The sequence below is a fragment of the Mesorhizobium sp. M0184 genome (genome assembly GCF_040322215.1).
Lineage (GTDB): Bacteria > Pseudomonadota > Alphaproteobacteria > Rhizobiales > Rhizobiaceae > Mesorhizobium.
The window spans coordinates 120,322-146,881 of the sequence record NZ_JAMYSZ010000008.1 but is presented as its reverse complement, the minus strand read 5'-3'; the positions used below and the strand labels follow the sequence as shown (position 1 = coordinate 146,881).

The window sequence follows — 26,560 nt, the reverse complement described above, 5'->3', positions numbered from 1 at the left end:
ACATTTTGCCGGGTGCACGCCTGAGGCCCGCTTTTTAGCGTGCGAATAGGATTGTGTTTCATGCCGGCGCCTTTGCGGCGGGAAGTAGCCAGGCATCATCGATCTCGGGCAGCGGAATGGCGGCGAGCAGATCGCGCGTGTAGCCCTGCTGCGGCTGCTCGAACAAAGCGTCGGTCGCGCTGGCTTCGACGATCGCGCCTTCGCGCATGACGATCACTTGCCGGCAGAGCCGCCGGATCACCGACAGGTCATGGCTGATGAAGGCAACGGTCAGGCCCATTTCGGCGGCGAGTTTTTCCAGCAGCGTCAGGATCTGTGCCTGCGTCGACACGTCGAGGCCTGAGACGATTTCGTCGGCCAGCACGAATTTCGGCGACAGCGCCAGCGCGCGGGCAAGGCCGACGCGCTGGCGCTGGCCGCCCGACAATTCATGACGATAGCGGCTGGCGAAGCCTTGCGGCAGGCCGACGCGCTGCAACGCCTCCGCGACACGATCCCTGAGGTTGTCGCCAAGCCCGTTCTGCTTGAGCGGTGCTGCGATGATGCTGAAGATGGTGCGGCGCGGGTTGAGCGACGACATCGGATCCTGGAAGATCATCTGCAGATTGCGGCGCAGCGGCCGGAGCTCGGCCTCAGGCAGATGTGTGATGTCGCGGCCGTCGAAAATGACATTGCCGGCGCTCGGCTCCAGAAGCCGCACTAAGGCGCGGCCAAGCGTCGATTTGCCGGAGCCGGATTCGCCGACGATGCCGGTCACCGATCCCTTTGGCAGGTCGAAATCCAGCCCTTTCAGGATCTCGGCCAAGGGCGCGCGGCCGATCAGCGGCTTGCGCGTCATGTCGGGCAGCGCGACCTTCAGCCCACGCACGGAAAACAGCGGCTCAGCCATGCTGGCGCCTCCAGGCCTGATCGGCGGCGGCGATCTCCGAAGCAAGCCCGGCCAGCACCGCCTCGTCCACCGGCTTCAGCGAGGCGAAGGGGTCGGTGTAGCGTGGCGTCGCGGCCATCAGAGCTCGCGTGTAGGGGTGCTGCGGAGCGGCGAAGAGAGCGGCCGTTTCGGCCTCCTCGACCACCTTGCCAGCATAGAGCACCGAGACCTTCTGGCTGATCTTGGCGACGACGCCGAGATCATGGGTAACGAACAGGATCGCCGTGCCGTGCTCGCGCTGCAGTTGCGCGATCAGCCGCAGGATCTGCTTCTGCACAGTCACGTCGAGCGCCGTGGTCGGCTCGTCGGCGACGATCAGCCTTGGTTCGGCAGCAAACGCCGCGGCGATCAGCACGCGCTGGCGCATGCCGCCGGACAGCTCGTGCGGATAGCATTTGAGGACACGCTCGGGGTCGCGGATTTGCACCTCGTCCAGCAATTGGCGGATGCGTGCATCGGCCTTCTCGCCGCACCAGCCGAGGATGCGCACCAGCCGGTCGGTCATCTGCGGGCCGATGCGGCGTGACGGGTTGAGTGCGGTCAGCGGATCCTGCGGGATCAGCGCCGTGCGCGCGCCGATCAGGGTGCGCCGTGCCTTGGCCTGCAGTTTGCCGAGGTCCTCGCCCTCAAGCAGCATGTCGCCTTCGACGATGCGCACGCTCGAAGGCAGCACGCCAAGCACCGCCTTGCCGATCATCGTCTTGCCGGCGCCGCTCTCGCCGACCAGCGCGCGCACCTCGCCGGGCTCGACGGCGAGCGACACCGAGCGCAGCACGCGCAAGCCATTAGGCAGCACCGCGCTAAGGCTGCGTATGTCGAGGCAGGGTTTCGCCAGCGCGTTCATCGCAGCACCGGATCGAAACGTGCCCTGAGGCCCTCGCCAAACTGGCTGAACGACAGCACCGTCAGGATCAGCGTGACCAGCGGGAACACCAGCACCCACCAGGCCTGATGGATCGACAGGCGGCCCTCGGCGATGATGCCGCCCCAGGTCGGGTCATCGGTCGAGATCGACAGATTGACGAAGGACAGGATCGCCTCGACGATGACGGCAATGCCCATCTCCAGCGACAGCAGCGCGACGACCGACGGCACCACATTGGGCAGCACCTCGCGCAGCATGATGCCGATGCGGCCGTAGCCGGCGATGCGGGCGTTCTCGACATAATCCATGCGCGACTGGCCCATCGTCTCGGCGCGGATCACCCGGCAGAAGCGCGTCCAGTCGATGACGGCAATGGCGATGATGACCGAGCTCAAGCCGGTGCCGAGCACGGCGACCAAAAGGATGGCAAACAGCACCGGCGGAAACGCCATCCAGACGTCGACGATGCGTGAGATGATGCGGTCGGCCCAGCCGCCGAAATAACCAGCGATCAGGCCGAGCGTCGAGCCGACCAGGCAGGCGGCAAGGGCTGCCGCGAAGGCGACGATGAAGGCGATGCGGGCACCGAAGATCAGCCGTGACAGAAGATCGCGGCCGAGGCTGTCGGTGCCGAGCCAGTAGCCGGGCTCAGCACCGCTCAGCCAGAACGGCGGCAGCCGCTCCAGCATCAAATCCTGCGCCAGTGGGTCCTGCGGCGCGACCAGCGGCGCAAAAATTGCGGCCAGCAGCGCAATCAGCAGCCATCCCCCGGCCAGCCATAGCCGGGCGCGCGAGCCATGTCTCGAAATGCGGGCCTCATCCATGGCGCAGCCTCGGATTAAGCAGGGCGTACATCATGTCGACGGCAAGGTTGATCAGCACAAACAGCAGCGCGAAGACCAGCACGATGCCCTGGATCAGCGGCAGGTCGCGGTTGATGACGGCATCGATCGCCATGTTGCCGAGACCTTCATAGGAAAACAGTCGTTCGACGATGACCGTGCCGCCGATCAGGAAGGTGAACTGCACGCCGACCAGCGTCAGCGTCGGCAGAGCCGCGTTCTTCAGCGCCTCGCGCAGGATGACCTGCGTTTCCGAAAAGCCCTTTACCCGCGCCAGCACGACGTAGTCGAGGTCGAGCACTTCCTTCAGCGACTGTTTCAGCAGCTGCGAGATGATCGCGGCCAGTGGCAGCGCCAGCGCAATCGCCGGCATCAGCATGTGTGCCAGCAGGTCCCTGGTCAGGTCGAAGCGCAGCCGTACGATGCTTTCGAACAGATAGAATTGCGTGGCGAAGGGCAGGTCGAGCTGCGGCGACACCCGGCCAGAAATGTCGAAGATAGGCACCAGCACGCCGAACAGAAGGATCAGCACCAGGCCCCACAGGAAATCGGGAATCGAGAGCGCCGCACCGCTGGCAATGTCGATGCCGGCTTCGACCGCGGTGCCGCGTTCGCGCGCGCCGAGGATCGCCGTCGTGCCGCCGATCGCCAGCGCCATCACAAGCGCGACGATGGCGAGTTCCAGCGTCGCCGGGAGGCGATTGAAGACCAGCCCAAGCACGTCCTGCCGCAGTGAGATCGACGTGCCGAAATCGCCCCTGACGACACCGGCCAGCCAGATGAAGAATTGCTGAACAATGGTCTTGTCCAGCCCGTAAAGCGCGCGCAGCCGCGCGATGTCGGCATCGGTCGCGCCGGGCGGCAGCATCATCGCGATCGGGTCGCCCGGGGCGACACGGATGACGATAAAGACGACGACGGCCACACCGAACAGCGTGATCGCCATCGTCAGAAGACGGATCAGGAATCTTTGCAGCAGCATGGTCGCCCGTGGCGGAAAATGCGCGCCGTCATTCCGGACGGCGCGCGACAAGCCGAAGACTGTCTCAGGCCGGGCTCATCAGCGCCGGCAGAAGTGCGCCCGACACATGCTGCACGACATTGACGCCCTTGGCATGCACGATCGGCTGCGCATACTGGATCAGCGGCAGCACATAGGCCTGTTCGGCGATGTATTTGTCGACGGCCTTCCAGCCGGCAATGCGCTTGGCCTCGTCCTTCTCGCCCCATAGTGGATTGATCATGTCGATCAGGTCCTGGCTGTCCCATACCGAATGCGGGCTTGGGCCATACATGGCAAAGCCGGTCGACGTGGTGGGGTCGCCGATGGCATTGCCCCAATTGTAGAAGGCCGCCGGCGCCAGCTTGTCGGCGGCGCGCAGCTCGTAGTGCTTGGCGATCTCGTAGACCTCGATCGTTGCCTCGATGCCGACCTTGCGCCACATGCCGACGATCGCCTGGATCATCTCGTAGTCCTTGGGCTTGAAGCCCTTGGTCGTCTGTATCGTGAACTTGACCGGCTTTTCCGGCGAATAGCCGGAGGCGGCCAGCAGTTCCTTGGCCTTGTCCGGATTGTGCTCCACCTTGATCGACGCATCGTAGGCCTCGTATTCCGGCGTCTCCAGCGTATCGATGGGCTGGCCGTAACCGCGCAGCAGCCGGTCGACCAAAAGCTTTTTGTCGACCGCCATCACCGCCGCCTGGCGCACGTTCTTGTCCAGCATCACGTCGATGTCGTTGAAGAAGATCATGCCGATGTCGGAGACGTTCTTGCATGAGCCGGCAAGTCCATCCTTGGCGATCAGGCGGTCATATTCCTCATAGGGGATTTCCAGCGTCACCTGCGAGGAACCGGACTCGATCTCGGCGACGCGGCTCGCCGCATCGGTGACGAACTTGATGGTTACGTTTTCGAAGGCCGGCTTGCCGCCCCAGTAGTTCGGGTTGGCCTTGAGCCGCAGGAAGGCGTTGCGCTCGAATTTGTCGACCATATAGGGCCCGGTGCCGATCGGGGCTTTCTCAAAACCCTCGGCGCCGACCTTTTCGTAATAGGCCTTCGGCATGATGTAGCCGGTCAGGAACGACATCCACTTGAAATACACCGGGTCGAATTGCACGACGTCGCCGGTGATCTTGTTGCCGTCGATCTTGAAGTTGTTGACGTTCTTCCAGACGAACTGGATCGGGTTGCCGGTCTTTTCATCGCCCGCCCGCTGCAGCGACCAGACCACGTCTTCGGCCGTGAATGGCGAGCCGTCATGCCAGGTGACGCCCTCGCGCACCGTCATCATGATCTTGCTGCGACCCTCGTTCCAGCCCCATTCGGTGAGCAGGCCGGGCGCGAAAGAAAGATCCGGCTTCTGCGGGATGAACTGGTCGAACACCGACTGGTAGAGACCCTGGATGGTCGGGTTGACCGCCGAAGGCCCGGTGGTCGGGTCCCAGGACGGCAAATTGACATTGTAGGCGATGGTCAGTTCGCCGGCAGCCTTGGCGATTTGCGGCAGGCCGAGCGCCGTGGCGCCAAGTGCGGCCGCGCCATATCCGAGCAATTCTCGTCTGTTGATTGTCATGGTCGTTCCCCTGTTGCTTTTATGCGCGGTGTCGTTGTCAATCGGTGGGTTCAGGCTCCTTGGGCAACCGCGCCTTGTCCTCCTTCACCCTAGATGAAAAATGGAGCCTACCTCCCGCCAAGTTGTTGCGCGAGCATGAAGCCCGACGCCGCCCCGGTGCCGGCGCCGGGCCATGTTGCCGCCCCGGTCAGGTGCAGATTGCCGACCGGCGTGTTCCAGCCAGCGTAACCGCGCGCCGGCCGGAACAGGAAATTCTGCGCCAGATGATGGCTGCCGCAGATCTGGTCGCCGCCGACAAGGTTCGGGTTCTCGCGTTCGAGGTCGATGGGCGAGAACACGGCGCGGCCGAGGATCTTCCGGCGAAGGCCGGGCGCATAGCGCTCGATAATGTCGAGGACGCGCTCGGCGTAGTGCTCCCTAGCCTCGTCCCAGTGAGCCGCCGCGATCGTGCCCGCCGCATCGCCTGCAATCTCGGCTGGCAGCATGCGCACCTGCACCCAAAGTACGTGCTTGCCGTCCGGCGCGCGCGAGGGATCGACGGCCGTCGGCTGGCCGACGACCAGCACTGGTTCGTCCGGCAGCATGCCTGACATCGCCTGCTGATAGGTCCGTGACATGGCATCGAGCGACGGCGAAAGATGCACATAGGCGAACTGCCGAAGCTCGGCGCCGGCGCGCCAGTCCGGCAGGTCGTCCAGCGCCAGATGGATCATCAACGTCCCCGGCGCGTGGCGGAATTTTTTCACGGCCGTGTCGAAGCCGGTGTCGCCCGATCCGTTAGGCAACAGTTTCCCGGTCAGCGCCTTGGGCGCGACACTGGCGATGACGGCCCTGGTGGCGGTGTGGGTCTCGCCGGAAGCGAGCCGCACGCCGGTCGCCTTGCCGGCCGAAACCGTGATCTCGGCGACATCAGCCCCGGTGACGATCTTGCCGCCGGCAGCCGTAAGCATGCCCGACAGGGCCCGGATAATCGTGTCGGCGCCGCCTCTGCCGAGCACCATGCCGAAGCGCTGGTTGGCCATGGATTCGAGGTAAGGGAACACCGCGCCGCCGGCGATATCCGGGGCGAAGTCGAGATGCATGCCCCAGGTGGCGAGCGTCGCCCTGACATGCGGTGACTGGAAAGTCTCCTCGAGCCAGGCGCGGGGTGACGAAAGCAGCAACCGACCAGTATCGAGCGTGCCGGCAAAACCCTTCTTGCGCCAGAGGTTCCAGGCGGTGCCGGCGAGCGCACGGCTGCTCATCGGCGAGCCCAGCAGCCGGAACAGATGCTCGGCCTCCGCCGGGAATGCCGCAACCAGACGGCGCCATGTCTGTGCGTCGGCGTCGGAAAAAGCGGCCATGCGCGAGGCGGTCTTTTCCAGGTCGCTGCTGACGCCGAACCAGCTTCCGTCCGGGAAGGCGCTGGCAAAGCAATCGGCCACCGGCGCGAATTCCAGCCCGTGGGTTTTCAATTCATTTGCATATTTCTTGTGAAAGGCCGAGCCGGCGAACAGGCTGAGATTCATCGCGCCGAAATCGTGCCGGAAGCCCGGAAGCGTCAATTCGCGCGTCTGGACGGCGCCGCCGATCGTTGCATTACGCTCGAAAACTGCCGTTTTCCAGCCTTTGAGCGCCAGATGCGCGGCGCATGCCAGACTGTTGTGGCCTGCCCCGACAAATATGGCGTCGAACTCGCTCACGCCCCGTCCCATTTCCTTTATGCTTAAAGATAATTGCAGATGCATATGTTTTCGTCTAGTAGGATATTAAGGGTCGCGAGAGCCTTCAGCACCATCGAGAAAGAGGGAACAGAGACCATGGACACACAACAACTTCTAGGCGAAGTCGCCGGCCAGCTGCTTTCAGGCGCCATCCAGGTGGTCGACCTGACGGCGCCGCTCGGGCCCAACACGCCACTGATCAAGCTGCCGCCGGAACTGGCGGTCGACACGCCGAAGATCGAGATCCACGCCATCTCCGCCTATGACAAGAATGGCCCGTGGTGGGCGTGGAACTGGCTCAAGCTCGGCGAGCATTCGGGCACCCATTTCGACGCACCCAACCACTGGATCACCGGCAAGGATTATCCGGACGGCGCCACCGACACCATTCCGGCGCAGAACTTCGTCGGCCCGGTCAACGTCATCGACTGTTCGAAGCAAGCGGCAGCTGATCACGATTTCCTGCTCACCGTCGATCACATCAAGGCATGGGAAGCCGAACATGGCGCTATCAACCCCGGCGAGTGGGTGGTGATGCGCACCGACTGGTATAAGCGCAACGGCTCGGAAGCCGAGTTCCTCAACGCCAATGAGACCGGACCGCACACGCCCGGCCCGACCGCCGAAGCCATCCAGTATCTGATTAGCAAGGACATCAAGGGCTGGGGCAGCGAGACGATCGGCACGGATGCTGGAAAAGCAGGGGGAATGGAGCCGCCGTTCCCGGCGCATAGCCTGATGCACAAGGCTAACCGCTACGGCCTCGCCAGCCTTTGCAACCTCGACCGGCTGCCGCCGAAAGGCGCGATCCTGATCGCGGCGCCGCTCAAGATCGAGCACGGCACCGGCAGCCCGATCCGCGCGTTGGCGTTGGTGCCAAGGCAATAGGGTAGCTGCGGTCTTCGGGAGAAGATCATGTGCGGAAGTGGCACTGTGGTGACGGAGTGGGAGCGGCAGCCTTGCAAAGCTGCGGCTCTACGGCGCCGTAGAGCGCCAATCTCTGCAATTGAACTCCTGCCGGCTAGGAGCACGCATCGATGAGCGCTCCCGATCACATCGTCGTCGGCAGCGGCATCAACGCGCTGGTCTGCTCGGCGATGCTTGGCGGCAAGGGGGCGAAGGTGCTGGTGCTCGAGCGCAACGACCGCATCGGCGGCTGCATGCGCACCGAAGAAATCACCGCGCCCGGCTTCATCCACGACGTGATGGCGACGACCTTTGTCCTGTTTATCACCTCGCCGGCCTATGCGGCGCTGGGCAAGGATCTGGCGCGGCACGGCCTGGAGTTTTGCAACACCTCCACGCCGACCGGTGTGCTGCGCCCGGACGGCAGCCATGCCGTCCTGCGCACCGATCGTATCGCCAATGTAGCGGCGATCAATGCGCTTGCCGCGGGCGACGGCGACCGGCACGCAAACGATGTCGGCGAGATCGAGCGCAACGCCGGTCTGCTGTTCAGACTGCTCGGTGGCAGCCTGTGGTCCTACCCGACGGCCAGGCTGCTGGCGGGTGAAGCCTGGCGGCGCGGCCCGCGTGGCCTTGCCGCCTTTCTCGGCAGCGCGCTGGTGCCGGCGCGCGGTTGGCTGGAAAGCACCTACCAGTCGGAAACCATGCGCGCGCTGTGGGCGCCCTGGGTGCTGCATGCCGGCCTCGGGCCTGAGGACGCGTTCTCCGGCCAGATCGCCAAGGTCATCGCCTTCGCGCTTGAGGCGGCCGGCGCGCCGATCGTCAAGGGCGGTGCCAGGAATCTGCTGGCCGCCTTCGAAGCCCTGATCAGGGAACGTGGCGGCGAAATCCGCACCGGCGCCGACGTCGCGGCTATTGTCCAAAGCGGAGGCCGCGCCGCCGGCGTGCGGCTGGCTTCGGGCGAAACGATCAACGTGAACAAGAGCGTCATCTGCTCGGTCACGCCAACCCAGCTCTACGAGCGGCTCCTCGGCGACGTGGCGCCGAAAGCCGACGTCGAGGCAGCGCAAAAATACCGCTACGGCAAGGGCAATTTCCAGATCCACTATGCCTTGGACAAGCCGCCAGCATGGCGCGGCGAGGGCCTGGACAAGGTCGCGCTGCTGCATCTGACGCCGGGGCTCGACGGCGTTTCGAAGGCCTGCAACGAAGCCGTGCGCGGCATGCTGCCGGAGGTGCCGACCATGTGCGTCGGCCAGCCGCACGCGCTCGACCCATCGCGCTGCCCGGACGGCAAGGCGGTCCTGTGGCTGCAACTGCCCGAGGCGCCACGGCATATCAAGGGCGATGCCGCCGGCAAACTGCAAACACCGGCAGACGGTCGCTGGACCGAGGCGCTGCGCGAAGCCTATGCCGACCGTGCCGAAGCGATCCTCGCCAGCCATATCGATGGGTTCAAGGACAGCGTCATCGCACGCCGCGCCTGTTCGCCGGCCGACCTGGAAGCGATGAACATCAATCTGGTCGGCGGCGACCCCTATGGCGGTTCCTCGACCATCGACCAGTCGTTCCTGTGGCGGCCGTTCAAGACGAGCCGCAATCACGCCACCGGGGTCAGGGGTCTCTACCACATCGGTGCCTCGACCCATCCGGGTGCTGGCTTGGGCGGCGGCTCCGGCTTTCTCCTGGCGGGGAGGCTGTGATGGAACAGAAGGTTGAAAAGCGCCAGCGCATCTCGACTTTGGGCCAGATCGGCCTGCAGCAATTCGCGCCCTATCTGATGAACCGCATCATGGGCCGCTACAACGCCACCTTGCGTGACAATTTCCGCAAGCAGGGCCTGACCATTCCGCAGGTGCGCACGCTGGCCGTGCTGTCGGTCACCGATGGCGTCACCGTCAACGATCTCTCGGTCTATACCGTCATCGAGCAGTCGACCTTGAGCCGGACGCTCGACACGCTGGAGGGGCAAGGGTTTGTGCGGCGCGAGCAGGGGGTCACCGACAGCCGTATCCGCCATGTATTCCTGACCGACGATGGCCGCGCCGAGTTCGCGCGCGCCTGGCCGGCCATGCACGACGCTTTCGAGGCAATGTTCGACGATGTCGACGATGTCGAATACGCGGCGCTGATCGCGACATTGCAGAAGATGCTGAAGAACATTCGCAAGCACGACATCTGATCTTACGCGCCGCCATCGGGGCGGTAACGGAAGGAGCCCAAAATGGCCGAACGGTCTTTTGCCAAGGAAGTCGAAAAGCTCAGGCTCGGCGCCGGCGAGGAGTTTTCCGGCGAAGGCATTCTCGCCATCACCAAGGCGCTGCTGCAATGCGGCGTCGGCTATGTCGGCGGCTATCAGGGCGCGCCGATCAGCCATTTGATGGACGTGCTGGCCGACGCGCAGGATATCCTGGGCGAGCTCGGCGTGCATTTCGAGGCGAGCGCCTCGGAAGCGACCGCCACCGCCATGCTGGCGGCATCGGTGCACTATCCGATCCGTGGCGCGGCCACCTTCAAGTCTACGGTCGGCACCAATGTCGCCTCCGACGCGCTCGCCAATCTCGCTTCCGGCGGCGTCACCGGCGGGGCATTGATCATCGTCGGCGAGGACTACGGCGAAGGCTCCTCGATCATGCAGGAGCGCAGCCACGCGTTTGCCATGAAGAGCCAGGTCTGGCTGCTCGACCCGCGACCGAACCTGCCGTCGATCGTCAAGGCGGTGGAGGACGGCTTCGAGCTGTCCGAGGTTTCCAACACGCCGGTCATGCTGCAGGTCCGTATTCGCTGCTGCCATGTCCACGGCCATTTCATCGCCAAGGACAACAAGCGCCCGGCAATGACTGTGGCCGATGCGCTCGAGGCGCCGCGCCGCGACACCGGCCGCATCGTGCTGCCGCCCGCGTCCTTCCTGCACGAGAAGGAAAAGGTGCAGAAACGCTGGCCGGCGGCGGTCGATTTCATCCGCGCAAACAAGATCAACGAGTTTTTCGGCTCGGAGCACGGCGCGGTCGGCATCGTCATGCAGGGCGGCATGTACAATTCGGTCATCCGGGCGCTGCAGCGGCTCGGCCTCGCCGACACTTATGGCGACACCGACGTGCCGCTCTATGTGCTCAACGCCGTCTATCCCTTAGTCGACGACGAGTTCCTGTCTTTCTGCGAAGGCAAGGACGCCGTCCTCGTCGTCGAGGAAGGCCAGCCCAACTACATCGAACAGGCCTTTGCCGCGATGCTGCACAAGGCCGGCCGCGGCACCAAGCTCGTCGGCAAGGAACATCTGCCGATGGCCGGCGAATACACCGGCCAGGTGATGCTCGACGGCATCGGATCGTTCCTGCGTGCCACCATCCCGCATCTGCTGCCAAGCGAGGTCCGCGCGCCGAACAAGATCGGCGACGGGCTCGACACCGCCGACCTGATCAACGTCGTCCCAGGCCGTCCGCCCGGCTTCTGCGTCGGCTGCCCGGAACGGCCGATCTTCGCCGCCACCAAGCTGGTCGAACAGGAGTTGGGCAAGCACCACATCGCCTCCGACATCGGCTGTCATTTGTTCTCGATCATGCCGCCTTTCGAGCTCGGCGCCACCACCATGGGCTACGGGCTGGGACCGGCCTCGGCCTCGGCGTTCAACTCGCCCGATGCCAAGCGCCGCTCGATCTCCTTCGTCGGCGACGGCGGCTTCTGGCACAACGGCCTGACCTCCTCGATCGGCAATGCCGTGTTCAACAAGAACGACGGCGTCATCGTCATCGTCGACAATTTCTATTCGGCCGCGACCGGAGGGCAGGACATCCTGTCGTCCCGCGCCGGCAACAAGACCAAGTCGACCAAGCACCCGATCACCGAGGCGGTGAAGGGCATGGGCGTCAAATGGCTGCGCCACATCGACCGCACCTACGACGTAACCAAGATGCAAGACACGCTGCGCGAGGCGCTGACGACGGACGAGAAGGGCCCGAAAGTCATTGTCGCCTCGTCCGAATGCATGCTCAACCGGCAGCGCCGCGAAAAGCCGCTGGTCGACAAGGCGATCAAGGGTGGGACGCGCATAGTCAAGCCGAAATTCGGTGTCGACGAGGATATCTGCACCGGCGACCATGCCTGCATGCGGCTGTCCGGCTGTCCGTCGCTGTCGGTGAAGTCGCTCGACGATCCGTTGCGCGACGATCCGGTGGCGCATATCGACCAAAGCTGCGTCGGTTGCGGCAATTGCGGCGAGGTCGCCGATGCGGCGGTGCTCTGCCCGTCCTTCTACCGCGCCGATGTCGTGCACAATCCGAGCCGCTGGGACCGTTTCCTTGAAGCCGCGCGTCGCGCCACGATCAGTCTCTTGCAGCGGCGCCGTGAAAGCCGGCGCCTGATATTCGCCGATGCTTGACGCCGTTCCATCAACCCGTTCAAAGGCCGGCGCGCCGGACGACGAGCGCGTCATCAAGCTTGCCGTGCTGGCGGTCGGCGGCCAGGGCGGTGGCGTGCTGGCCGACTGGATCACCGACGTCGCCGAGCGCAACGGCTACGTCGCGCAATCGACCTCGGTCGCCGGCGTCGCCCAGCGCACCGGCGCCACCATCTATTATGTCGAAATGTGCCGCGACACCGGCCGCCTGCCGGTCTTCGCGCTGTCGCCGTCGCAGGGCGACGTCGACATCCTGATTGCCGCCGAACTGATGGAGGCCGGCCGCGCCATCATCCGCGGCTTCGTCACGCCCGAGCGCACGACGCTGATCGCCTCGTCGCACCGCATCGCCGCGGTCTCGGAGAAGGTCGAGCCCGGCGATGGCCGCGCCTCGTCCTCGAAGGTGCATGCCACGGCGGAAGCCGCGGCCAAGCGCTTCATCGCCTTCGATATGGAGAAGATCGCCGCCGACAATGGCTCGATGATCTCGGCCAGCCTGCTCGGCGCGCTGGCCGGCTCCGACGCCTTGCCGTTCAGTCGCGAAAGCTATGAGCAGGCGGTCAGTGCCGGCGGCCGTGGTGTCAAGGCCAGCCTCGCCGCCTTCGGCGCCGCCTACGATCGGGCGCGCGGCATCGCGAGTGCGCCTTCGGGCGACAAGACTGCAGGGCCGGCGGCCGCTGAAACCGGCTCGGGCGCCGCGACAGAAGTCAGCGGCCCGGAAAGCCTGTTGAAGGGCTGGCAACAATTGGCGGCGCGCGTCGCCACGCTGCCTGTACCCGTGCGCGACATGGCGCTTCGCGGCCTGAAAAAAGTGGTCGACTATCAGGACGTTGCCTATGGCGGCGAGTATCTCGATAGGCTGGACCGGGCGGTCGTCCTGGACAGTGCTGCCCATGACTACGCGCTGTCGATCGCCGCCGCCAAGCATCTGGCCAACGCGATGTGCTACGACGACATGATCCGCGTCGCCGACCTGAAGACGCGCTCTAGCCGCGACCGACGCGTACGCCGTGAGGTTGGCGTCAAGGACGGCTCGGTCCTGCAGGTGACCGAATATTTCCATCCGCGCATCGAGGAATTCTGCGGCACGCTGCCGGCCGGGCTCGGCAGCTACATCGAGGCGCGGCCGAAGCTCGCCGCCTTCCTCGACCGCCGCATCAACCGCGGCCGCCATATCCGCACCGACAGTTTTGCCGGCTTTGCCGCATTGTGGTTCATCGGCGGCCTGCGCCGCTGGCGCCGCCGGCTGCTGCGCCACAAGGTCGAGACCGCGCATCTCGAGCGCTGGTATGCGCTGGCGCTCGGCCATGTCGGCGAGGACTACGCGCTTGGCACGGAGATCCTCAACTGCCGCCGGCTGATCAAGGGCTACAGCGACACCCACGCCCGCGCGCAGTCGAAATTCGACCGCGTGCTGTCGGCGCTCGACCTGGTCAAGGGCCGCCCGGACGCCGCAGACTGGATCCGGCGCCTGCGCGAAGCCGCGCTGAAGGACGAAAAGGGCGACATGCTCGACGGCGCGCTGAAGACCGTGGCGTCGCTGGGTGACAATCGGGTGAGCTGAGGCGCTCGTTCAACCCCGGCTGCAACTCAGTCTGTCGCCCATGTCGCCTTCGGCGCGGCAGTCTGCAGGGCAATTCTGAGGCCGATGATCTCGGCGATCGCAGCCTCCAGCACCAGGACGATCGTTTCCTTCGCCACATCATCGAAATTTTTGGCGACATAGCTCAGGTCGCTTAGGACATCGTCTTCCTTTTCCATTTTTCTCCCCTGTTGAACGTCAGGCCGGAACCGCCGACGATGAGATGTTCGCCGTGAGTCAAGATCGCAGCGCGGAAAGCGGGCGTATTTCCTTATTTATTTAGCATTCAAGCCCAAATAAGTTTCTGCGGGGCGGGCCCTACGCAAGCGATTCTAAATGCTGGGAAATTGTTGGTGCCGCTTAGGTGACTCGAACACCTGACCCCATCATTACGAATGATGTGCTCTACCAACTGAGCTAAAGCGGCCCGGGAAGCCGAGCTTCCAGGATGGGCTGCGTGATAGACGCAACCGGCCGCGAATTCAAGATGGCAGTCGCGATTTCAGGACGAGGCAATTCGTGCCGCCTCCGGCCGGGCGCAAGGGCAGCCGCCGCGCGGATCTACCATTGGCCGCGTGATGCCGCATCGGCACGCCGCGCGACCGCCACGTTGGCCGTGACCGGGAAAATCAGCGAAAAATGTTGATTCCTTTACCGAAAACCGCCGAAATGAGCTTTGTGCCCCTCGGCAAGGCAGAATGCGGCCGCTCGCTTGTTGATTGATTGGTCGCCTGCGGCTAACGATCATGGCAATGTGAGTGAAATTGCAGAGGGAATTCGCTTGGACGCGATCGAAAAAGCGATCCGCAACGCCTTCGAGAAAGGCAATGCCGACGACCGGGCGTTTCGCGAGCGGGTCTATCGATCGGCTTTCGCGGCACTCGACCGTGCCCTGCAGGCCAATCCAAACGTCACCGTGGAAGTCGCCATCAAGCGCCGCAAGGCGGTCCAGGCGAAGATCACCGAAATCGAATCGGAATTCCTGCCGGCGGTTGCCGACGTCGCCGCGCCGACCGACAGTTTGGAGGCAGCACCGGCGGTGGAGTCTCCGGCTGAAACTGAAACCGAAGCCGAAGCCGAGCCCACGCCCGATGTCGTCGTTGAGGGTCCGGCGGAGCCGCCCGAAGCCGATGCGCCGCGGTCGCGCGTCCTGCCTGTCGTCCCCGACATCATGCCCGATGCGCCTGTTGCCGAGGCGCCGGTGATCGACATGGGGGCTTCGGCTCCGACCGAAACCGACGATGCGGAAGTGACGCCCGACCGCGACGACCGGCGGGCGAGGCGGCGCCGCCTGCCCTTGACCGCGATCTTCTTCGGTGTGACGCTGCTCGCAGCCGCCGGCATCGGCCTTTATTTCGCCAACCAGACCGGCGTCTTCAAATCGGCGACCGAGCTCGACACAGCGCCACCGGAAGCGCCGCCAACGGTCGATGGCGAAGATTTCACGCCGGACGACACCGCTTCGCCGCCGAAGCAGGGCGAGCAGGACGAGGCGCGCGACTGGATCAACGTCTTTTCGCCGGGTGACCCGACGCAGGTCAATGCACCGTCGGACGCTAAGGCCGACGTTATCCAGGACGAAAGCGGTTCCTTCCTGCGCATCCGCTCGGGTGCATCCGGTTCGGCCATCAGCTTCGACGTCGGGCAAGGCGTGCTGGAAAAACTCGCCGGCAAGCATGCCACATTCGACATCATCGCGCGCTCCGAGGAGGGCCAGGAGACGCAGATTTCCGTCGATTGCAATTTCGGCGAACTCGGCGACTGCGGCCGCAAGCGCTATGCGGTCGGTCGCGAGCGCAATGAATATCTGTTCGACGTGCGCTTTCCCGACAAGCGTCCGGGTGCTGCCGGCACCATCGCCATCAATTCCGACTTCGACAAGCAGGGCAAGTCGGTCGACATCTACGAGATCCGCGTTTCAGTCGTTCCCTAAAGCACGTCGCGTTCGGACCGGCCTCATGCGACGCACTTTAGGTTCTTATTTTGATGCATGTCGTTACCGCAAAACCGCTGCACACTTTTTGCGCGACATGCATTAACTATCGAGCAGCGCCTGCAGCGTCTCGATGCGGTCGGCTTCCGCCGCCGGCTTGTCCCAGCGCAGCCGCGAAATGCGCGGAAAGCGCATGGCGACGCCGGATTTGTGCCGCGTCGAACGGTTGAGCCCTTCGAAGGCTACCTCAAGCACCAGCCCGTTCCTGCGGTCGGCACGCACCGAGCGGACCGGGCCAAAGCGCTCGATCGTATTGTCGCGGACATATTTGTCGATCTGCCTCAGTTCTTCGTCGGTGAAGCCGAAATAGGCCTTTCCCACCGGCACCAGCTCTTCCGATCCTTCCGGCCCGGACCAGACGCCGAATGTGTAGTCGGAATAGAAGCTCGAGCGCTTGCCATGGCCACGCTGGGCATACATCAGCACGGCGTCGACCGTGTGCGGATCGCGCTTCCATTTGAACCACGGGCCCTTCGGCCGCCCGGCCACATAGGGCGAATCCCAGCGCTTCAGCATGACGCCTTCGATGACCGGATGCAGCGGCTTGCGGCGCAATTCCTCGAGTGCCTGCCAGTTGGTGAATTCGACCAGCGGCGACAGATCGAAGCGGCTCGGATCGAGTGTCCTGACGAAGGCCTCGAGCCGGCCGCGCCGTTCGCGGAAGGGAAGTCCGCGCACATCCTCGTCACCAATCTGCAGCGCATCGTAGCAGCGCATGAAGGCGGGGTATTGCTGCTGGATCTTGGGTGACACGCTCTTGCGGTTCAGCCGCTGCTGCAGGTCCGAGAACGTGCCCGTCGCCTGCCTGGGGTCACCGACCAGAAGCTCGCCGTCGAGGGCGCCTGAAAAATCCATCGCCTCCGCAAGATCCGGAAAGGCGCCGGAGACATCGTCACCGGTGCGCGAATAGAGCCGGCGAATGCCGCCTTCGCAAACCGCCTGGACGCGGATACCGTCCCATTTCCATTCGGCCGCGTAGTCGGCCGGGTCGAGCTTTTCGAGGTCGCCGTCGCCGACGGCGTTCGACAGCATCACCGGCCTGAACAGCGCCAGCGCCGTCTTCCTGGGTTTTTCGGCCTTGCCTTCCAGCCAGGCGAACAGCCCGGTATAAGGCGGCGTCAGCCCGTGCCAGAGTTCCTCGATCTCGGCGATTTCGACCTTGCCGAAATCGGCCAGCGCCTGCTTGGCAAGCCGCGCCGAGACGCCGATGCGCAGGCCGCCGGTGACCAGCTTTATGATGGCAAAGCGCGCCGAAGTGCTGGCGCTGTCGAGCAGCCGGGCCAGCACCTGCGGCCCGTCGGAACGGCTCGCCGCCTGCAGCTTCGCCACCACCTCGGCCAGCGTCGGCGCGTGGCTCGCAATGTCGACCGGCGCTCGCGGCCAGACCAGCGACACGGTCTCGGCCAGGTCGCCGACATAGTCGTAGGAATAGCCGAACAGCACCGGATCCATGCGCTCGACGACCAGCGTCCGCAGCATCGCCGGCTTGATCGCGGCGATGGACAGATCGCCGGTGATGGCAGCCAGCGCCAGCCCGCGGTCCGGATCCTCGACGCTGCGGAAATAATCGGTCAAAAGCGTCAGCTTGCCGTTGCGCGACGGCGTCAGCACCAGCCGGTCGAGAAGCTCGGCGAAGCGGTTCATGAGCGGCGCGCCAATGGGAAAGGCTTGCGTTCTGTCGCGCCCCCCTCTGTCCTGCCGGACATCTCCCCCTCAAGGGGGGAGATTTGCTGTCGCGACTGCTTTCGCCAATTTCCAACGTTGCAGGATGAGCGGCAAAACCAAAGCTGCCGATCTCCCCCGTTGAGGGGGAGATGGCCGGCAGGCCAGAGGGGGGCGCCGTAGAGCGCCGTACCGGCGATTGCTGGATCCAAAAACACCATCAATCGCCCTCGTCCTCATAGCCGACGAGATGCAGCGGCCGGGCGGCAATGCCTTCGAGCTCGCACCAGCGCACCAGCGCCTCCTCGCGGCCATGCGTTACCCAGATTTCTTCGGCGCCGGTCTCCTTGATCGTTGCCGTCAACTCGTCCCAGTCGGAGTGATCGGAAATGATCAGCGGCAGTTCGACGCCGCCCTGCTTGGCGCGCTGGCGGATGCGCATCCAGCCTGAGGCGAAGCACGACATCGGATCGGGAAAACGCCGCGCCCAGCGATCGGCGAAGGCGGATGGCGGGCCGACGACGATGGCGCCGGCAAAGTCGCTTTTTTGGCCGGTCTCGACGGTCGCCGGTTCCAATGTGCCGAGATCGATATTCTGGCTCTGGTAATACTCGCTGAGCTTGGCCAGCGCGCCGTGGATGTAGATCGGCTTTTCGTAGCCGGCATCGCGCAGCAGCCGCATGACGCGCTGCGCCTTGCCCAGCGCATAGGCGCCGACCAGATGCGTGCGCTCGGGAAACTGCTCGGTCGATTTCAGCAGCCGGGCGATCTCCTCGGTATCGGGCGGATGCCGAAACACCGGCAGACCGAACGTCGCCTCGGTGATGAAGACGTCGCATTTGAGCGGCTCGAACGGCTCGCAGGTCGCGTCCTTCTGGCGTTTATAGTCGCCGGACGCGACGATGCATGTGCCCTGATGCGCGACCTTGATCTGCGCCGAGCCCAGCACATGGCCGGCCGGGTGAAAGCTGACGGCCACACCGCCAAGCGCAATCGTCTCGCCGAGCACGGCGGCTTGCGTCGTTCCGGCAAAACCTTCGCCGTAACGCAGCCCCATAATATCGAGCGTCTGCTGCGTCGCCATTACCGAGCGGTGGCCGGAGCGGGCATGGTCGGAATGGCCATGCGTGATCAGCGCCCGGTTGACCGGCCGCACCGGGTCGATGAAGAAATCGCCGGGCGGGCAATACAGCCCTTCCGGCCGGGGATGAAGCAGGTCGCTGGCGCGCATGGCCCCAAGATAGGCGCTAATTCCGGCGCGGGAAGCCTGTTGTAAGTCACTGCTGACTCCAGCATAGAGCGCAAGCCGGCTGCAAACACCCGGCGGAACCCGATCGCATGAAACCGCTCCAGACCTCGTCCGGCGATTTGACCGCCGACCGCCGCGCCGCCTATGCCGAAATGCTCCATGCATCCGGCGATCATGCGGCAGCGGCGGAATTGCTGCGCGGCGCGCTCGAACTGACACCGCACTGGGCGGCCGGATGGTTCCGTCTCGGCGAGATGCAGGAGGCGGCAGGCGCGCGCGATCTCGCCGCGCAGGCCTGGACGACGGCGCTGCGGCTGGACCCGGCGGACAGGCTCGGCGCGGTGCTCAAGCTGCAATTGATCGGCAGGGCAGCGGCGGCCCCGGCGCCGCCCAGCGCCTTTGTCGAGACGCTTTACGACCACTATGCCGGGAGCTTCGAGGGTGAGCTGGTCGACAGGCTCGGCTACCGTCTGCCCGAATGCCTCGACCGCGCCATCCGGGCAGCACGGCCGGGCCGGTTTTCGCTGGCGCTCGATCTCGGCTGCGGCACCGGCCTCATGGGCCAGAGGCTGCGGCCGATCGCCGATCGGCTGGAGGGCTACGACATCTCGGCCGGCATGCTGAGGCAGGCGCGCGCCAAAGGCGTCTACGATCTGCTCGTCAAGACGGACCTGCAGGATTTTTGCTATTCTGGCCCGAAAGCCGATCTGGTGACGGCGGCCGATGTGTTCATCTATGTCGGCGCACTCGACACGGTGGTGAACAAGATTGCCGGAATGCTTGCCAGCGGCGGTCTGTTTGCGTTCTCCGTCGAGACGCTCCTTGGCGGCCACTCGTCTGGCAGCGGTGATTTCGCCTTGCTGCCGTCCCGCCGCTACGCGCATTCCCAGAGCTATGTAGAGCGGGTTCTGGACGCCAACGGCTTTTCGGTCCTGTCGCTGCAGGCAACAATCATCCGGCAGGATCGCCGCCAACCGGTCGAAGGGCTGGCCGTAGTGGCAAGCTTGCTTTCCGGCCGCGTAAAATCTGGCTAAGACTTCTGCCGCTGCGCATGAGAAGCCGCAGCTGCGAAAGACAAGGAGCACGTTCATGCGCTGGAACATGACGGTCTTGGCATCTTGCCTGGCGATGGCCGGCTGCGTCGGCAATTCGATGTCCGAACGGCAGGACGAAAACGTCCAGTCCTCGCTGCAGTATGACAAGGTGCCTTGCGATCAATTGCTGGCGGAACGAAACGGCCTGGCGCAGCAATATCATCTGCCGGTGGACGCCAAGCCGTCCTTCTCCAACCCGGCGACGGGCTTTGGCCCGTTCACGCCGGATATGCGCTCGAAAGCCAAACGCGACGCCGACCAGGCAAGCGGCAAGATCGACGCCATGAACCGGTCGATCAGCCGGCGCGAATGCGGCAAGCCGGCCAAGCAGAACAAGCTCGGCCTGACCTGACCGGATCCTAATCCGCTACCTTCCATTGCTCGCGCGAGGCGCTGGCGGGATAGACGCCGAGAATGCGCATTTCGCGCGAGAAAAAGCGCAACTCGTCGAGTGCCAGCTTCACCAGCGGATCGTCGGGATGGCCCTCTATGTCGGCGTAGAACAGCGTCGCCGTAAACGCGCCGAGCTGGTAGCTTTCCAGCTTGGTCATGTTGATGCCGTTGGTGGCGAAGCCGCCCATCGCCTTGTAGAGCGCCGCCGGCACATTGCGCACGCGGAAGATGAAGGTCGTCATCATCCTGGCGTCGGCCGAGGGGCGCTCGGCCCATTGCTTGTTCTTGGTCAGCACGACGAAGCGGGTGACGTTGCTGTCGGTGTCCTCGACATTCTCCTCGATGATGTCGAGTCCGTAGAGGGTCGAGGCCAGCGCCGGCGCCAGCGCGGCCATGGTGCGGTCCTTCATCGCGGCGATCATCTTGGCGGCGCCCGCGGTGTCGCCGGCAACCGTCGCCTTCCAGCCGTTCTTGCGGATGTATTTGCGGCATTGGCCGAGCGCGTGGATGTGGCTGTGCACGGTCCGGATCTCGTCGCGCCTGACGCCGGGCAGCACCATCAGCTGGAAGTGGATCGGCAGAAAGTATTCGCCGATGATGTGCAGCTTCGATTCCGGCAAGAGGTGATGGATGTCGGCGACGCGGCCGGCAATGGTGTTCTCGATCGGGATCATCGCCAGATCGGCCTTGCCGGTCTCGACGGCGTTGAAGGCGTCCTCGAAGGTCGGGCACGGCAACGGCTCCATTGACGGGAACATGTTGCGGCAGGCGGTGTCGGAATTGGCGCCCGGCTCGCCCTGGAAGGATATTTTGTTGGTCTTTTCAGGCATGCGCAGAGTCTCGGGAATTGGGAAGAAATTGTTAGTTGGAAAGGAGCGCCCTGGCGCGTTCGAGATCGCCCGGCGTATCGACGCCAAGCGGCACCGACTGCACGATCTCCGCATCGATGCGCATGCCAGCCTCAAGCGCCCGCAATTGCTCCAGCCGCTCGCGGCGCTCCAGCGGCGACGGCCTTAGCGCAACGAAGCGTTCGAGTGCGGCGCGGCGATAGGCATAGAGGCCGATGTGATGGTAGAGCGGGCCTTCGCCCCAAGGGGCGGTGGCGCGGGTGAAATAGAGCGCCCTGAGCCGCGTCGTCGAGAGTGGCGAGCCGACCAGCTTGACGACGTTCGGATTGGTCTTTTCCTCGTCGCGTACGATCTCGACGCAGAGCGTGGCGATGTCGACCGCTGCGTTCTCGAAAGGCTTCAGCGCGGCGCCGATAACAAGGGGGTCGATGGTCGGCAGATCGCCCTGCACATTGACGATGGTCTCGACGCTGTTGCCAGGGTCGAGAATGGTCAGCGCTTCGAATATGCGGTCGGAACCGGTTTCGTGGTCCGCCCGCGTCATCACCGCCTCGAAACCATGCGCGCGCACCGCCTCCGCAACGCCTTGCGTATCGGTGGCGACGACGATCCGGCCGAGCCCGGCCTCGGCAGCACGGCGAGCGACGTGGACGATCATCGGAGTGCCGGCAATGTCGGCCAGCGGCTTGCCCGGCAGGCGGGTCGAGGCCATGCGGGCCGGGATCAGGATGAGCGTGGACATGAGGCGGGCAGGGGCTCGAAAAAGAGGAGGACAAAGTGGCAAAAGGTCTCACTGGCAGCGCCCTTATAGGTGTTGCAACGCCGGAGCAAAAGACCTAGTTTCCGCGCGATTTGGCCGGTTCCACCGGGTGGATCACGATACCGACGGACGGAGTGGACGGATCGGTCCGCCGGAAAGGGAGCCTGGGGCGTATGGATTCCAACGAAGTCAACAAGCTGCTCGCCGGTCTCCTCGGAACCGTGTTCATCGTCTTTTCAGTTGGCATCGTGTCCGACGCGCTGTTTGCCTCGCCGGCGCCGGAAAAGCCCGGCTTCGCCATCGAGGCGACCGAGCCCGCCGAAGGCGGCCCGGCCGCTCCCGCCGCGGCCGTGAAGCCGATTGCCGAGCTGCTGACCACTGCCAACGCCGAAGCGGGCGCCGCCATCTTCAAGAAATGCCAGGCTTGCCACTCCGGCGAAAAGGGTGGCCCCAACAAGGTCGGCCCCGATCTCTGGGACATCATCGACCGTCCGGTCGCCGAGCATGAGGGCTTTGCCTATTCTGCCGGCATGAAGGAGTTCTCCAAGGGCGGCAGCGAGAAGTGGACCTATGACAATCTCAACCACTTCATCACCTCGCCGAAGAAGTTCGTGAAGGGCACCGCGATGGGCTTCGCCGGCCTGCCGAAGGATGAGGACCGCGCCAACGTCATCGCCTATCTGCGCACGCTGTCGGACAATCCGAAGCCCCTGCCGGCGCCCGGCGCCTCGGCCGAAAATGAGCCCGCCAAGCCGGCCGAAGGTGCGGCCCCTGCCAAGCCGGCAGAAGGCGCGGCGCCAGCCGCTCCGGCCGCACCCGCAAAATAACAAAACCGTAATGACATAATCCTTGAAAAAGCCGGGTTCAGCCCGGCTTTTTCGTTAGGAAAAATGCATAAGCGACGACAAAGCCGCTCGGTTGCGGTTTTCAGCGCCGCCAAATGATCTAGATTGGGCCCAGACGCTATGGTGACGGCGCTATATCGCGAAGAGGAGAACGCATGACGGTTGGCCGAGCGCGGACGCTTCTGAAATCGGTGCTGATGCTGGCTGCTTTTGCCGGCGGCCTGCAGGCGGCCTTCGCGGACGAATGGCGCACGACCTCGTCGCTGATCGGCGAATCCAAATACGGCGATAATTTCCAGCACTACGATTACGTCAATCCGGATGCACCGAAGGTCGGCACAGTGAACTCAGTGGTGCTCGGCACGTTCGACAGCTTCAATCCTTACATCGTGCAGGGTTCGCCGGCCGCCGGCTTCGCGCAGTTCGGCGGCGGCCTGCTCTACGACACGCTGATGGAGCAGGCGACGGACGAGGGCAGCACCAGCCATACGCTGATCGCCGACGGCTACAAATATCCGGCCGACTATTCCTCGGCGACCTACCGGCTCGATCCACGGGCCAAATGGCATGACGGGCAGCCGATCACCACCGAGGACGTGATCTGGTCGTTCCAGGTGCTGAAGGCCAACAGCCCGATGTACAGCCGCTATTTCGAAAACGTCACCGACGCCGTCGCGGTGTCCGACCGCGAGGTCGAATTCCACTTCAGCCAGAAGGGCAACCGGGAGCTACCGAAGATCATCGGCGATCTCGTTGTGCTGCCCAAGCACTGGTGGGAAGGCACCGACGCCAACGGCAAGAAGCGCGACGTCACAAAGCCGACGCAGGAGCCGCCGCTCGGCTCCGCCGCCTACAAGATCGCCAGCTTCAAGCCTGGCTCCGAAATCATCTGGCAGCGCGTGCCCGATTACTGGGCGGCCAAGCTGCCCGTAAAAATCGGCCGCGAGAATTTCGACAGGCAGCGTTTCACCTATTTTCTCGACGACAATGCCGCCTGGCAGGCCTTCACCAAGGGCGGGCTGGACGACATCAAGCCGGAGAACAGTTCGAGGCGCTGGAACACGGCCTATAATTTCCCGGCAGTTCAGGCCGGCGACGTCATCAAGAAGGAATTCAAGACCGCGTCGCCCGAACCGATGCAGGCCTTCATGCTCAACACCAGGCGCCCGCTGTTCCAGGATCGCCTAGTGCGCGCCGCGTTGATGTATCCGTTCGATTTCGAGACGATGAACCGGACCCTGTTCTTCGGTTCCAACACCCGCACCAGCAGCTATTTCCAGGGCACCGAACTGGCCTCGAGCGGCCTGCCGCAAGGCAAGGAACTCGAAATCCTCGAGCAGTACCGCGACAAGCTGCCGCCTGAAGTCTTTACCCAGGAATTCAAGCTGCCGGTCTACGACAACCCGCAGGCTGAGCGCAAATACCTGAAGACCGCGGTCGATCTGTTCGCCAAGGCAGGCTGGATCATCAAGGGCGGCAAGATGGTCAACGCCAAGACCGGCGAACCGTTCAAATTCGAGATCCTCGGTTGGAACGACACCGACCAGATCATCGCCAGCCCGTATATCGCCAATCTGCGCAAAATCGGCGTCGACGCAACGCTGCGCCTGATCGACCAAACCCAGTATATCAACCGAGTCACCCACTTCGACTTTGACGTGGTCACTTCGATACTCGGGCAGTCGGACTCTCCCGGCAATGAACAGCGCGATTTCTGGAGTTCCAAGGCCGCCGATTCGCCGGGATCGCGCAATTACGCCGGCATCAAGAATCCGGTCGTCGATGCGCTGGTCGACCGCATCATCTTTGCCACCGACCGCGACGATCTGGTTGCCGCCACCCATGCGCTCGACCGGGTGCTCCTGTGGAACTACTATGTCGTGCCGCAATATTACCGCGCCGTGGTTTGGCTGGCCTACTGGAACAAGTTCGGTATGCCGGAGAAACAGCCCGCCTATAGCGGCGTCGACCAGAATTCCTGGTGGATCGATCCGGTCAAGGAAAAGGCGCTGGCGGCCAAATACAAGAGTGGCAATTGATGGCGTCGCTGCCCCGTCGCGATTTCCTGGCCCTTGGCGGTGCGGCCGCCGCTGCGGCGCTGCTGCCCGGCCGCGCTTTCGCCGGCATCCCGACCGGCGTGAAACTGCACGGCCTGTCGGCCTTCGGCGATCTTAAATATCCTCCGGATTTCACGCATTTCGACTATGTCAATCCAGACGCTCCCAAGGGCGGCCGGATGAATTTCGGCCCACCGAACTCCACCCTCAATCAGAGCTTTCTGACTTTCAACACGTTGAACTCGCTGGTGTTGAAGGGGGATTCGCCGCCGCGCACCGAGCTCTGCTTCGATTCCCTGATGGCAAGGGCAGTCGATGAGCCGGATGCGGTCTACGGCCTGCTTGCCGAATCCGTAACTTTGTCGCAGGACCGCAACGGCTTCCGCTTCAGCCTGCGGCCACAAGCGCGTTTCCATGACGGCTCGCCGGTGACGGCCGAGGACGTTGCCTTCGCATTGAACCTCTACAAAGACCGGGGACATCCGAACCTTTCCCAAGCGCTGCGGCATATGACGGATGCGGTCGCAATCGATCCGCTTACTGTCAGCCTTACCTTCAACGGCAAACAGTCGGCGCAGAATATCCTCGCGATCGCCATAATGCCGATCGTGTCCAAAGCCTTCTATACGGCCAATGATTTCGACGCCTCGACGATGACCCCGCCGCTCAGCTCCGGGCCGTACAAGATGGGACGGGTCGTGGCCGGGCAGACTATCGAATATGAACGTGTCGCCGATTATTGGGGGCGCGATCTCGCCGTGAACCGCGGGCTTAATAATTTCGACCGTATCCGTATCGATTTCTATCTTGATCGCCAGGCAGCGTTTGAAGCGTTCAAGAAAGGCGATACGCATTTTCGCGAGGAATTCACCGCGCGGGTATGGGCGACCGGTTACGACTTTCCGGCCCTGAAGGACGGCAGGGTCGTCAAACGGGAATTTCCCGGCGAGAAATCGCCCGACATGCAGGCTGTCGCGCTGAACCAGCGCCGGCCGCAATTCCGCGATGTGCGCGTGAGACAGGCGATCGCCTATTGCTTCGATTTCGAATGGACCAAGCGGGTGCTGTTTTTCGGCTCCTACGAGCGCTCGCAATCGAACTTCGAACGATCGGACTACAAGGCCGAGGGCCTGCCCTCGCCCCAGGAATTGAAACTGCTGGAGCCGTTTCGAGCCGAGTTGCCGCCGGAAACCTTCGGCGAACCGGTGGTGCAACCCGTCTCGGACGGTTCCGGTCACGACCGTAAGGTGCTGCGCGAAGCTTCGAGACTGCTTGCCGAAGGCGGCTGGAAGCGAGCGGGCAATTTCGTCGTCAATGAGAAGGGCGAGCGACTGCGGGTGGAAATGCTGGCCGAGGACGAGGGTCTCGTTCGCATTTTCGCGCCGTGGTCCGAGAATATGAAGGCGATTGGCATCGACGCTTCGATCCGGCAGGTCGATTCGACGCAATTTGAAGCGCGGCAAAGCAACTACGATTTCGATTTCAACATGCTACATTGGTTGATCGGGGCGACGCCTACTGCCGACGGCCTGGAAATCCTCTACAATTCCCGGATGGCGAAAACGCCGGGGATGCGCAACTATCCGGGTACGGAAAGCAAAGCCATCGACGCGCTGATCGAGGCAGCCGGCAAGGCGCAGAGCCGGATCGAACTCGTCACCGCGCTCAACGCGCTCGATCGGGTCTTGCGCGCGCGGCTAGACTGGATTCCAACATATCATCTGGCGAATCACCGGGCAGCCTTCTGGGACATGTTCGGCTTTCCCGCTCAAAAGCCGGATTACGACTTTCCGGTCGAGACGCTGTGGTGGTTCGATAAAGACAAGGCGGCAAAGATTGGCAAAGCCTGAGATTTTTGCACAAG

The 26,560-nt window shown here is 63.8% G+C and carries 22 protein-coding genes and 1 tRNA gene; 11 read left to right on the top strand and 12 right to left on the bottom strand.

The window, feature by feature from the left end:
- Nucleotides 1–58: 58 nt before the first annotated feature.
- From NKJ23_RS12690 to NKJ23_RS12665, 6 genes are all read right to left on the bottom strand, one after another.
- Complete coding sequence (locus tag NKJ23_RS12690; RefSeq protein ID WP_352680530.1) at nucleotides 59–889, bottom strand: ATP-binding cassette domain-containing protein; 831 nt, start codon at nucleotides 887–889, stop codon at nucleotides 59–61.
- On the bottom strand, nucleotides 882–1,772 hold the full coding sequence (locus NKJ23_RS12685) for an ABC transporter ATP-binding protein (RefSeq protein ID WP_352680529.1): 891 nt from the start codon (nucleotides 1,770–1,772) through the stop codon (nucleotides 882–884). Before NKJ23_RS12685 ends, NKJ23_RS12690 begins: the two co-directional genes overlap by 8 nt.
- Nucleotides 1,769–2,617 (bottom strand): ABC transporter permease, encoded by an 849-nt coding sequence (locus tag NKJ23_RS12680; RefSeq protein ID WP_352625462.1) that lies wholly within the window; start codon nucleotides 2,615–2,617, stop codon nucleotides 1,769–1,771. Before NKJ23_RS12680 ends, NKJ23_RS12685 begins: the two co-directional genes overlap by 4 nt.
- On the bottom strand, nucleotides 2,610–3,617 hold the full coding sequence (locus NKJ23_RS12675; RefSeq protein ID WP_023676841.1) for an ABC transporter permease: 1,008 nt from the start codon (nucleotides 3,615–3,617) through the stop codon (nucleotides 2,610–2,612). The genes NKJ23_RS12680 and NKJ23_RS12675 overlap by 8 nt, the downstream gene beginning before the upstream one ends.
- 64 nt (nucleotides 3,618–3,681) lie before the next feature.
- A complete protein-coding gene (locus NKJ23_RS12670) occupies nucleotides 3,682–5,208 on the bottom strand; it encodes an ABC transporter substrate-binding protein (RefSeq protein WP_352625464.1) in 1,527 nt (508 codons plus the stop codon).
- A gap of 107 nt (nucleotides 5,209–5,315) precedes the next feature.
- Entirely contained in the window at nucleotides 5,316–6,890 is a 1,575-nt protein-coding gene (locus tag NKJ23_RS12665; RefSeq protein ID WP_352680528.1) for a phytoene desaturase family protein, read from the bottom strand.
- A 117-nt stretch (nucleotides 6,891–7,007) separates the two neighbouring features.
- Between NKJ23_RS12665 and NKJ23_RS12660 the strand changes: the two genes are divergently transcribed.
- The 5 genes from NKJ23_RS12660 (at nucleotide 7,008) to NKJ23_RS12640 (ending at nucleotide 13,777) form a co-directional block, all read left to right on the top strand.
- The gene (locus NKJ23_RS12660) at nucleotides 7,008–7,799 is read left to right on the top strand and encodes a cyclase family protein (RefSeq protein ID WP_023676844.1); all 792 of its coding nucleotides are present in this window, start codon (nucleotides 7,008–7,010) and stop codon (nucleotides 7,797–7,799) included.
- A gap of 149 nt (nucleotides 7,800–7,948) precedes the next feature.
- Nucleotides 7,949–9,520, top strand: a complete 1,572-nt coding sequence (locus tag NKJ23_RS12655) for a phytoene desaturase family protein (RefSeq protein ID WP_352680527.1) — start codon at nucleotides 7,949–7,951, stop codon at nucleotides 9,518–9,520.
- A complete protein-coding gene (locus NKJ23_RS12650; protein ID WP_352680526.1) occupies nucleotides 9,520–9,999 on the top strand; it encodes a MarR family winged helix-turn-helix transcriptional regulator in 480 nt (159 codons plus the stop codon). The genes NKJ23_RS12655 and NKJ23_RS12650 overlap by 1 nt, the downstream gene beginning before the upstream one ends.
- A gap of 42 nt (nucleotides 10,000–10,041) precedes the next feature.
- Nucleotides 10,042–12,195: a thiamine pyrophosphate-dependent enzyme gene (locus NKJ23_RS12645; RefSeq protein ID WP_352680525.1), complete on the top strand. Its 2,154-nt coding sequence runs from the start codon at nucleotides 10,042–10,044 to the stop codon at nucleotides 12,193–12,195.
- Nucleotides 12,188–13,777: an indolepyruvate oxidoreductase subunit beta family protein gene (locus NKJ23_RS12640; RefSeq protein WP_352680524.1), complete on the top strand. Its 1,590-nt coding sequence runs from the start codon at nucleotides 12,188–12,190 to the stop codon at nucleotides 13,775–13,777. Before NKJ23_RS12645 ends, NKJ23_RS12640 begins: the two co-directional genes overlap by 8 nt.
- 26 nt (nucleotides 13,778–13,803) lie before the next feature.
- On the opposite strand, the gene NKJ23_RS12635 is transcribed toward NKJ23_RS12640, so the two are convergent.
- Both NKJ23_RS12635 and NKJ23_RS12630 read right to left on the bottom strand, forming a co-directional pair.
- Nucleotides 13,804–13,974: a hypothetical protein gene (locus NKJ23_RS12635; RefSeq protein WP_352680523.1), complete on the bottom strand. Its 171-nt coding sequence runs from the start codon at nucleotides 13,972–13,974 to the stop codon at nucleotides 13,804–13,806.
- A gap of 172 nt (nucleotides 13,975–14,146) precedes the next feature.
- Nucleotides 14,147–14,222: transfer RNA gene (locus NKJ23_RS12630), tRNA-Thr, on the bottom strand.
- Between the two features lie 354 nt (nucleotides 14,223–14,576).
- On the opposite strand from NKJ23_RS12630, the gene NKJ23_RS12625 reads away from it, so the two are divergent.
- On the top strand, nucleotides 14,577–15,728 hold the full coding sequence (locus NKJ23_RS12625) for a hypothetical protein (RefSeq protein WP_352680522.1): 1,152 nt from the start codon (nucleotides 14,577–14,579) through the stop codon (nucleotides 15,726–15,728).
- 102 nt (nucleotides 15,729–15,830) lie between these two features.
- Here NKJ23_RS12625 and NKJ23_RS12620 read toward each other — a convergent pair whose 3' ends face one another.
- Together NKJ23_RS12620 and NKJ23_RS12615 are read right to left on the bottom strand one after the other, a co-directional pair.
- Nucleotides 15,831–17,432 carry a cisplatin damage response ATP-dependent DNA ligase gene (locus tag NKJ23_RS12620; RefSeq protein WP_352680521.1) on the bottom strand — a complete coding sequence of 534 codons (1,602 nt, stop codon included), beginning with the start codon at nucleotides 17,430–17,432 and terminating at the stop codon, nucleotides 15,831–15,833.
- A gap of 238 nt (nucleotides 17,433–17,670) precedes the next feature.
- Nucleotides 17,671–18,681 (bottom strand): ligase-associated DNA damage response exonuclease, encoded by a 1,011-nt coding sequence (locus NKJ23_RS12615; RefSeq protein WP_352680520.1) that lies wholly within the window; start codon nucleotides 18,679–18,681, stop codon nucleotides 17,671–17,673.
- 107 nt (nucleotides 18,682–18,788) lie between these two features.
- Between NKJ23_RS12615 and NKJ23_RS12610 the strand changes: the two genes are divergently transcribed.
- Nucleotides 18,789–19,733, top strand: a complete 945-nt coding sequence (locus tag NKJ23_RS12610; protein WP_352680519.1) for a class I SAM-dependent methyltransferase — start codon at nucleotides 18,789–18,791, stop codon at nucleotides 19,731–19,733.
- 55 nt (nucleotides 19,734–19,788) lie between these two features.
- Nucleotides 19,789–20,145, top strand: coding sequence for a hypothetical protein (locus NKJ23_RS12605; protein WP_352680518.1), 357 nt, complete (start codon nucleotides 19,789–19,791; stop codon nucleotides 20,143–20,145).
- A 7-nt stretch (nucleotides 20,146–20,152) separates the two neighbouring features.
- Here NKJ23_RS12605 and NKJ23_RS12600 read toward each other — a convergent pair whose 3' ends face one another.
- Nucleotides 20,153–21,016, bottom strand: a complete 864-nt coding sequence (locus NKJ23_RS12600; RefSeq protein ID WP_352680517.1) for a prephenate dehydratase — start codon at nucleotides 21,014–21,016, stop codon at nucleotides 20,153–20,155.
- 31 nt (nucleotides 21,017–21,047) lie between these two features.
- Nucleotides 21,048–21,776: a 3-deoxy-manno-octulosonate cytidylyltransferase gene (locus NKJ23_RS12595; RefSeq protein WP_352680516.1), complete on the bottom strand. Its 729-nt coding sequence runs from the start codon at nucleotides 21,774–21,776 to the stop codon at nucleotides 21,048–21,050.
- A gap of 191 nt (nucleotides 21,777–21,967) precedes the next feature.
- On the opposite strand from NKJ23_RS12595, the gene NKJ23_RS12590 reads away from it, so the two are divergent.
- The 3 genes from NKJ23_RS12590 (at nucleotide 21,968) to NKJ23_RS12580 (ending at nucleotide 26,546) form a co-directional block, all read left to right on the top strand.
- Nucleotides 21,968–22,621 (top strand): c-type cytochrome, encoded by a 654-nt coding sequence (locus NKJ23_RS12590; RefSeq protein ID WP_352680515.1) that lies wholly within the window; start codon nucleotides 21,968–21,970, stop codon nucleotides 22,619–22,621.
- A 173-nt stretch (nucleotides 22,622–22,794) separates the two neighbouring features.
- Nucleotides 22,795–24,678 carry an extracellular solute-binding protein gene (locus NKJ23_RS12585; RefSeq protein WP_352680514.1) on the top strand — a complete coding sequence of 628 codons (1,884 nt, stop codon included), beginning with the start codon at nucleotides 22,795–22,797 and terminating at the stop codon, nucleotides 24,676–24,678.
- The gene (locus NKJ23_RS12580; protein WP_352680513.1) at nucleotides 24,678–26,546 is read left to right on the top strand and encodes an extracellular solute-binding protein; all 1,869 of its coding nucleotides are present in this window, start codon (nucleotides 24,678–24,680) and stop codon (nucleotides 26,544–26,546) included. Before NKJ23_RS12585 ends, NKJ23_RS12580 begins: the two co-directional genes overlap by 1 nt.
- Nucleotides 26,547–26,560 lie beyond the last annotated feature (14 nt).